This window comes from Treponema sp. R6D11, from assembly GCF_054786075.1.
Window position 1 is genome coordinate 1 of record NZ_BDHD01001022.1, and the last position, 410, is coordinate 410.

The 410-nt window shown below is 46.3% G+C and carries 1 pseudogene; it reads left to right on the forward strand.

Going from position 1 to position 410, the window contains the following annotated elements:
- Positions 1-104 precede the first annotated feature (104 nt).
- A pseudogene (locus ACYVTD_RS17290) lies at positions 105-410 on the forward strand (DNA polymerase); the annotation flags it as partial.

A 410-nucleotide genomic window follows, 5' to 3' on the forward strand; every position in this document is an offset into this window, starting at 1 on the left:
TTTTTCTCGCTTGGTTTTTTTTTTTTTTTCAAAAGAAAAAGCGGGCATAGGTTTTTTCTCCGTCTCGGGTGGGCGGGGAGTTGTAAAAAAGAGACAGCAGGGAAGACAGGAAGGGGCGATTCCACAAAATTTTTGGGCAGCCCGGAACCGCCACAGGCAGACTTTCCAGCCGTGAGCCGAATTTGCAAAACATACCAGTCCGTGCCGAAGAAGGCAGGCGTATCCGTGAAGCGTTTATCGCAAAAAGCGGCTGTGTGCTTATTTCCGCCGACTACAGCCAGATAGAGTTGGTAGTGCTTGCCCATCTTTCGCAGGATAAAAATTTAATTTCAGCGTTCAAAGAAGACCGTGATGTTCACGCCAGAACAGCCTCGCTAATTTTTGGCATTGATGAAAATGAAGTAAAAAAC